The organism is Sulfurimonas sp. (assembly GCF_018698455.1).
GTDB lineage: Bacteria > Campylobacterota > Campylobacteria > Campylobacterales > Sulfurimonadaceae > Sulfurimonas.
The window spans coordinates 47,894-55,682 of sequence record NZ_JABIOQ010000054.1; the positions used below are offsets into that span (position 1 = coordinate 47,894).

The 7,789-nt window shown below is 33.4% G+C and carries 7 protein-coding genes; 6 read left to right on the top strand and 1 reads right to left on the bottom strand.

Features of this window, described 5'->3' with window-relative positions; all coding sequences use genetic code 11:
* The first annotated feature begins 51 nt into the window (after positions 1 to 51).
* Both HOG88_RS07290 and HOG88_RS11920 read left to right on the top strand, forming a co-directional pair.
* Positions 52 to 930 carry a zinc ABC transporter substrate-binding protein gene (locus tag HOG88_RS07290; protein WP_295004692.1) on the top strand — a complete coding sequence of 293 codons (879 nt, stop codon included), beginning with the start codon at positions 52 to 54 and terminating at the stop codon, positions 928 to 930.
* Complete coding sequence (locus tag HOG88_RS11920) at positions 927 to 2,267, top strand: pyridoxamine 5'-phosphate oxidase family protein (protein WP_348653003.1); 1,341 nt, start codon at positions 927 to 929, stop codon at positions 2,265 to 2,267. Before HOG88_RS07290 ends, HOG88_RS11920 begins: the two co-directional genes overlap by 4 nt.
* Here HOG88_RS11920 and HOG88_RS07305 read toward each other — a convergent pair.
* Positions 2,254 to 3,129, bottom strand: coding sequence for a GyrI-like domain-containing protein (locus HOG88_RS07305; protein ID WP_295004694.1), 876 nt, complete (start codon positions 3,127 to 3,129; stop codon positions 2,254 to 2,256). The two genes, HOG88_RS11920 and HOG88_RS07305, sit on opposite strands and share 14 nt — an antisense overlap.
* Positions 3,130 to 3,290: 161 nt before the next feature.
* On the opposite strand from HOG88_RS07305, the gene HOG88_RS07310 reads away from it, so the two are divergent.
* The 4 genes from HOG88_RS07310 to HOG88_RS07325 form a co-directional block, all read left to right on the top strand.
* The gene (locus tag HOG88_RS07310; RefSeq protein WP_295004696.1) at positions 3,291 to 4,760 is read left to right on the top strand and encodes an acetyl/propionyl/methylcrotonyl-CoA carboxylase subunit alpha; all 1,470 of its coding nucleotides are present in this window, start codon (positions 3,291 to 3,293) and stop codon (positions 4,758 to 4,760) included.
* Positions 4,761 to 4,769: 9 nt separating this feature from the next.
* Positions 4,770 to 5,426, top strand: coding sequence for a hypothetical protein (locus HOG88_RS07315; protein WP_295004698.1), 657 nt, complete (start codon positions 4,770 to 4,772; stop codon positions 5,424 to 5,426).
* 120 nt (positions 5,427 to 5,546) lie between these two features.
* Positions 5,547 to 6,857 (top strand): SulP family inorganic anion transporter, encoded by a 1,311-nt coding sequence (locus HOG88_RS07320; RefSeq protein ID WP_295004700.1) that lies wholly within the window; start codon positions 5,547 to 5,549, stop codon positions 6,855 to 6,857.
* 146 nt (positions 6,858 to 7,003) lie between these two features.
* Positions 7,004 to 7,789 (top strand): ATP-grasp domain-containing protein (locus tag HOG88_RS07325; protein WP_295004702.1); only part of this gene is annotated, 786 nt, incomplete at its 3' end.

Here is a 7,789-nt window from a genome sequence, read left to right on the forward strand (position 1 = left end):
GACACCTTTTTATAGGTGTCAAATGATAAAACAAACTTTAAAGAAGATTTTATGAATAAATATTTACTGCTGCTAACACTACTACCTCTAAGCCTTCTTGCAAATCTAAATATTGCAGTTTCTTATCCTTATATAGGTGCTATAACAAAAAGTATAGGCGGTAAAAATGTAAATCCTGTTGTTCTAGCAAAAGGAAATTGGGATCCGCATTTTATTATCCCGAGACCTTCACTTATTGCAAAAGTAAGAAATGCTGATGGACTTATAATTAACGGTGGTCAACTTGAAATAGGTTGGTTGCCTCCACTTATAAGAAGAGCAGGTAATCCAAAAACAAATGTAAACACTAAAACTTTTTTAAACCTTTCTCGATACATAGAGCTTATAAACAAACCTTCAAGTGTAGATCGAGCAAATGGTGATGTACATCCAGATGGAAATCCACACTTTCACCTTGACCCAAACAATATTTTAATTTTGGCAAATGTTATTAAACTCTATTTATCTTCAATTAATCCTGATGATACAAATATTTATGAAAAAAATTATATAGAATTTTCCCAAATGTGGAAAAAGAAAATAAGTATATGGAATGAAAAAATGCTTACTAAAAGAGGGCTAAAAGTTATACAGTTTCATGATAATCTCGCTTTTTTTAATAAGGCATACGGATTAACTAGTATTGCTACTATAGAACCACTTCCGGGTATCCCACCCTCATCAAGATATATCATAAGTCTTATAAAACTTATAAAAAAAGAAAATCCAGCTTATATACTCCATGATGTTTATCACTCTACAAAGAGTGCTAAATACATCTCATCAAAAACAGGAATTCCTATTATCTTAATGCCTCACGATATTGGTGCTTTAGACAATATAGAAGATTTGATATCTCTTTTTGATTATCTAACAGGTGCTATAAAATGATAGATATTTTTCTTACTCCCATAGCATTGGTGGTTATACTTGTAATGCTTCATAGTTACTTTGGTTTAGGAATTTTAAAAAGAGGGATTATCTTTACCGACTTAGCTATAGCACAGTTCGCAGCACTCGGTTCGGCTATAAGTTTAGGTTACTTTCATGAAGAGTACTTTTATGTGCTTACTCTGAGTTTCGCTCTTTTTAGTGCTCTTTTAATAGCAGTTGCTTCACAAAGACATATAAAGTTAGAAGCCTTTATTGGTTTGTTGTATGTCCTAGGTGCGAGTGGAATAATGATGGTCTTATCTAACTCCTCAGAGGGAATGGAACACTTTAAATCTCTACTTGCAAGTGACATACTTTTTACATCTCCAGAGGATGTTGTGAAAAGTGCCATTATATATGCTTTTATAGCTTTAGCCCTTTGGAAAGTTTATCCTAGATTAGAAGGGTTTTTTAAAGAGCTTGCATTTTTCTCTTTGTTGGCGTTAACCGTTACTTCATCAGTACAACTTGCCGGTGTTTTAGTAGTTTTTGTACTCCTTATAGCACCTGCATTTGTTGCAGTATCACTTAAACTTAGAAATCCGCTACTTTCTAGTTTCTACTTCGGATGGTTTTTTAGTATTTCAGCTATAGTTATTTCATACTATTTTGACTTACCAACTGGTTATACCATAGTGTTTTTAGGTGCACTTCTTAGTGCAAGTATAGTGTTGTTAAACTCAGGTAAGAAAACTTCTTTACCCGGTTCCGATGGCGAACATAACATGCAAAAAGTATTTAAAACGCAGGACAAAGCAAAAGATTTTTACAGTAGACAGATGCTAGATTATTTAGCACCAGATATGCAATCATTTTTAGCAAAGCAAGAGATGATGTTTATAGCGACTTCTGATGCTCATGGAGAGTGTGATAGCTCATTTAGAAGTGGTGAAGCTGGCTTTGTAATGGTAATAGATGAAAAAAGAGTCGTTTATGCGGAGTACAAAGGAAATGGTGTTTTAGCATCTGCTGGAAATATTTCTGAAAATCCACATATTGGTCTTTTATTTATTGATTTCTTTGAAAATAAGGTGGGCATGCACATTAATGGAAAAGCGAAGATGATAAACGAAGAAGAACTTATTTCCCTAATGGATAGTTCTCATTATAGTGAGGAAAAAACAATTCACACTTCTATTAATCAGAAAAATGTTTTCTGGATTCTGATAGATGTTGAAGAAGCATATATACACTGTTCAAAAAATATACCCATTTTACAAAAGGCAAATGAATCCCTGCAAAAAGGAAAGATTCGTCCCGTCGATTTTTTTAATTTAAAATTTAAAACTTTATAGATAGATAAAAGCTTAATTCGAATCTGTTGTCATCTGATAGGTACTTGTTTCTTTTATAGATAGCATATGGTGGTTTGGTTGTAGTTTCGTATTCACTATTTGGCAACCATTCAGTATAAAGCCAATGCATAAATGGTAAAAAATCACCATCATCACCTTCTATGTCAAACTTAGCATAAACACCATCCGAGATATTGAATTTTGGTAGTCGTTCATGCTCAAGAATAGCTTTGTCATTCACTTCAATACAAGCGACATATTGACACTCTTCAAGGTGAGTCACTGATGGGTTATCATGAAACAAGGCAATATGTATATAGTTTTTAATGTTATTACTATAAGTCCATGTTTGAATCTTTTGCCAAGTCTGTTTTATCTCATCGTTATAGCCATTATGTCTTATATAATAGGCTTCGATTTGTGGCATTTTTACAATACTTGCTTCAAGGTTGTCAAACTTCGCGTTTGACTCTTTTGCTTTTTGTGATTCTTCTAGTATTGTTTGTGAGTATCTTTTATACCCATCTTTTTTCCACTGTGTTGGAGTCATAAGAAATCTTTCTTTAAAAACTCTAATAAACGATGTCTGAGAACTATATCCACATAAGGAAGCTATTTCTGTGATCGTAGAGTACTTGTTTGTAAGTAAGAGAGTAGATGCTTTTTGAAGTCTTATAGATTTTATACTTTGGTATATATTTCTTCCGAATATTTCTTTAAATATTTTATGCATATAAAACTTACTAATGTCAAAACTCTGTGCAAGTTCATCCATATTTATGTCTACATCGATGTTTGTGTAGATGTAGAATAGTATATCATTTGATATTTTTGTTTTTTTATTAAGTGTATCTCTTTTCATAGTTTTAATTATAACAAAAAAATAGCATATTATGTAATTAAAAATAAAACTAATAGACTGGATTCATAACAAGAATAGATAATAAATTTAACAATATTAGTGAAGAATATTTTTTTTAAAGAGACTAAAATTTCGATAACTAAAATTACTTTGGAAAAACCATGAAAAAAATATCAAAAGTTTTAATTGCTAATAGAGGTGAAATTGCTTTGCGAATAATTCGAGCTTGTAAAGAACTTGAAATTGAAAGTGTTGTTGTGTTTTCAGAGGCTGATGTTAATGGAGTATGGGTTCCAAGAGCAGATGAATGTTATCCAATAGTAGGTAATCCCGTTGAAGCCTATTTAAATTATAATAAAATAATTGATTTAGCAAAAAAATCAAACTGTGATGCTATTCATCCGGGGTATGGTTTTTTATCTGAAAGTGCTGAATTTGCTCAAGCCTGCGCGGATAATGGTTTGATATTTATAGGACCAAAACCACATCATATAGAACTGTTTGGTGACAAGATGGCTTCAAAAGTTGCTATGAAAAAGATAGGTGTTCCAGTCCTTGAAGGTACGAATACTCCTGTTCTTGATAAAGCAGAAGGTGAAGAGATTGCTCAAGTAATAGGCTTTCCTATTATTATAAAAGCTGCGTTTGGTGGTGGTGGAAGAGGTATGAGAATCGTTCACGGCGCAAAAGAGTTTTCAAATATGTATGATTCGGCTACTAATGAATCAATAAAGTACTTTGGAAGAGGCGAAGTGTTTATAGAAAAATATGTCCAAAACCCTAGGCATATAGAGATTCAGGTTGTCGCAGATGCTTATGGAAACGTAGTTCATTTAGGTGAGAGAGATTGTTCTATACAGCGTCGTCACCAAAAAGTGATAGAGATAACTCCATCACCTCTTTTAAATGATGAAACTAGACAAAAACTTGCCGACATCTCTGTAAATGCCATGAAAAAGCTTGGTTATGAAAGTGTAGGTACAGTTGAGTTTTTACTTGATGAAGATGATAATATTTATTTTATAGAGATGAACACAAGAGTGCAGGTTGAACATCCTGTAAGTGAAATAGTTACCGGAGTTGATATTATTCAAAGAATGATAGAAATAGCTGGAGGGGACAAGTTAAAATACAAGCAAGAAGAGATCAATTTCAGAGGTTATGCTATAGAGTTTAGGATTAATTCTGAAGATCCACAAAATAACTTTATGCCTACGGCGGGAACTGTCAAAAAGTATTTAACTCCTGGTGGTCCGGGAGTAAGACTTGACACTAGTCTCTACTCTGGATACGAACTTCCTACATGTTATGACTCAATGCTAGGTAAACTCATTGTGTCTGCACTTGACTGGAAAGGTGCTGTTGCTAAGGCTAGACGAGCACTTGATGAGTACTACATAGAGGGTATTAAAACAAACATACCACTTCATAGAGAAATAGTAAGAGATGAGGCTTTTATATCTGGAAAGTTTAATACTGGATACTTAGATACAAACATGAAAAAATTCAAACTAGATGTAAAGAGCTCAATTGCTAATGAAGAAGACAAATCTCTTAAGCTAGCGGATATGTTGAGAATAATAAAAGAAAACAATTTAGTTTCAGTGAAAAATAACTTCACACTATATTAAGGAGTTACCATGAGTGTAATGCCAATAAATAACTTTATAAGTGACAACTGTAAAAACAGAGTAAGACCAACTATGTTAAGAGACGTTAAAACAGAGGCATTGCTTGTGTTTTGTAGAACCGCTCTTGAGCGTTACTTCGCTAAAATAGATGAAGCTGAGTATAAAGCAAGTGTTGGAACCAATGAAGATACTATATATGTATATGAGACTCTTAGAAGCTTGCTGGTTAATCTTCAGGATAGTGTTGTTAATGTAGATTATTTTCTTGATTTGGTTGAGTTATCTAAACAGAATCCGATGTTTAGACAATTAGCTAAAAGTGAAGAGCCTTTAATAAACTACTATGATGTAATGGCAAAAGTAATTAGAGACCACTATGAAGACAAGCCTGCATTTCTCCCTGAGTTTTTAGTTGTTTGTGCACTCGACAACTGGATTGCGGGAGAAGAACACTCGATTGAACTCTATCCATTTTTAAAAGACATAGATTTTTTAGAACTTATGAGTAAGTTTGAAGAGAATAGAAAGTACTTTGAAAAAGAAGACGAGTGTATGGTCAAAGACATACATGAACTCTCGGATAAAGTCACCCTAAATCTTAAAAGTTATAAATACAAAGCGAATAAAACTAGGGTTTCCAAAACTAGAAAGAAAAAAAGTAATTAGTGATAAGTATACAGCTAAACTTTATAAAATCTTAATAGAAACTTTCTCGCCTCTTATCTTTAGTTTTTTTAAACAGTTGAAAGCTATTATTTCTAAATCAAAAATTAGGGTAGTAAAACTATGAAAAATGAAAATACAAAGCAAAATCAGAACATAGATTACGGTTCTGCCGCGTTTGTCGCGAAATATGCTAGTCGCGATCTCCAAGCTGGTGTCATTACAGCAACTATGGCAATACCATTATCTATTGGTATTGCTCTGATGTCAGACTATCCAATTCAAGTAGGACTTGCAACAGTTGCTTTTGCCTCTTTTATTGCATTCATATTTGCTATATTTCGTCCAGGTAACTATGTAGGAGCTCCTGGAATTGCAGCAGGTTTAGCCCCAATTCTTGCGATGGGTGTTGCAACCTTTGGAATGGAGAACATGGCCTTTATTGTTTTTATGACGGCGACATTTCAAGCACTAATATGGAGCTTTAACTGGCAACGCTATCTTTTAAGGGCTGTGCCACCTTACTTAGTTGAAGGTTTATTAGCGGGTATCGGTTTAAAAATCGCTCTGAAATTTTTACCATATCTATGGATGTTACCAGCTGGTATGAGTGTTGGTGAAGAGTTTTGGAGTGATGCTCGTCTTCAAGTAATTGCCCTTTCTATAGTTGGAGCAATTATTTTTCTTCTTTTGTTTAAAAAGTTTAAAGATACAAAACCAGCATTACCATATTTTACTTTAATTGTATACGGTATTGTGGCTTCTGTATTTGTTGATGTAAAAATGCTTATGGTAGAAGACGTTGATTTTGCTCTTTCACTGCCTATCCCTGAGTTTGATTCTTTATATTTGTGGATCTATGCAATTTTCTTCTCATTGATGCTTGCTGTGGTTGATGTTATTGAACAGGTGATGAGTAATGCGGCAATTGAAAAAATTGACCCATTGGAACGTCCATCTAATTCAAATAATTCTTTATTGTCCATTTGGGTATCAAACATGGGCTCGAGCTTTTTTGGCGGTATGACAAATCTTGATGGTTTAGCAAAATCTTCAACAAATCGTCTTGCAGGTGCTTATACAAAACTATCAGTATTGGTAATTGGTGTACTTATAACATTCTTTGTATTTAACTCTCAATATTTACATTATTTACCTTACTTTGCATTGGCAATTATTATGTCATTTGTTGGTATTAAAATGTTCTTAGGCTTGCTACATGTCGCTACATTTGGTCCTTATGCTGTACTACTTGCAACTGTATGTGCAGGATTGGTATTTAAAGTCGGTATCTTTGAAGGTCTAATAGTTACTCTAGTTATCCATGCTGTAATTAGTTATGTAATTTTCTCAGAAATTGACAGTATGCCAGCTGGAACGATTGTTAGTAAATACTTCCAGAAGTTCAAAGAAGAAGATCAAGAACTCAACTAATTGTTGAGTGCTTCTTTATTTTTGATTCCTATAACTTTTGGAAAATATAAAGATAAGTCAAAAAAATATTCCACAAGCTCTAAATATTTTATACAGTTAACAAGCTAATTAGGTTAAAATACTGTACTTTAAGTAAAAGAGAACAAATGGATAAAAATTTCAACTATTCTAATTTAAAACTAGGCATTATTGGTGGGGGACAACTCGGAAAGATTATGTCTCAAAAAGCCAAAAAGATGGGATTTCACGTCACCATTTTGGATCCAACTTTTAACTGTCCTGCAGCACAAGTCTCAGATAAACACATCATGGGCGGATTCCATGATAAAGCAAAGCTTGAGCAACTAGTTCAAGAAAGTGATGTCACAACTTTCGAGTTAGAACATGTTGAGACTTCAATACTCAAAGAACTCTATGATAATGGACATATTATCCATCCTTCACCTTATGTAATAGAGCTCATTCAAAACAAGTATGAACAGAAGAAACTTTTAGATGAAAGAGGAATAGCTGTTCCTAAATACAAAGACGTTAAGACTGATGAAGATCTTGCTAGTTTTGGATTTCCAGTTATACAAAAAGCAAAAAAAGAGGGTTATGATGGAAAGGGTGTCCAGATGTTTAAATCAGCAGAGGATATTCCAAATGCTCTTCAAACAGAGTCTTTCATAGAAGAACTCATAGACATAGACAAAGAACTAGCCATCATCGTAGCGAGAAATATAGAAGGTGAAATCAAATGTTATCCTGTTGTAGAGATGCTTTTTGATGATAGAACGAACATCTGTGACATAGTGATGGCACCAGCTAAAATATCTAAAGAAATAGAAGAAAAAGCGCTGGAAGTATCTATAAAATCTATAGAAGTTCTTGATGGTGTTGGTATTTTCGGTGTTGAGTTGTTTTTAACTAAAACTGGTGAGATTTTAGTA

Excerpts from the sequence above, each read along its gene's own strand:
- HOG88_RS07290 (WP_295004692.1), top strand. The coding sequence starts at position 52 with ATGAATAAATATTTACTGCTGCTAACACTACTACCTCTAAGCCTTCTT.
- HOG88_RS11920 (WP_348653003.1), top strand. The coding sequence starts at position 927 with ATGATAGATATTTTTCTTACTCCCATAGCATTGGTGGTTATACTTGTA.
- HOG88_RS07305 (WP_295004694.1), bottom strand. The coding sequence starts at position 3,129 with ATGAAAAGAGATACACTTAATAAAAAAACAAAAATATCAAATGATATA.
- HOG88_RS07310 (WP_295004696.1), top strand. The coding sequence starts at position 3,291 with ATGAAAAAAATATCAAAAGTTTTAATTGCTAATAGAGGTGAAATTGCT.
- HOG88_RS07315 (WP_295004698.1), top strand. The coding sequence starts at position 4,770 with ATGAGTGTAATGCCAATAAATAACTTTATAAGTGACAACTGTAAAAAC.
- HOG88_RS07320 (WP_295004700.1), top strand. The coding sequence starts at position 5,547 with ATGAAAAATGAAAATACAAAGCAAAATCAGAACATAGATTACGGTTCT.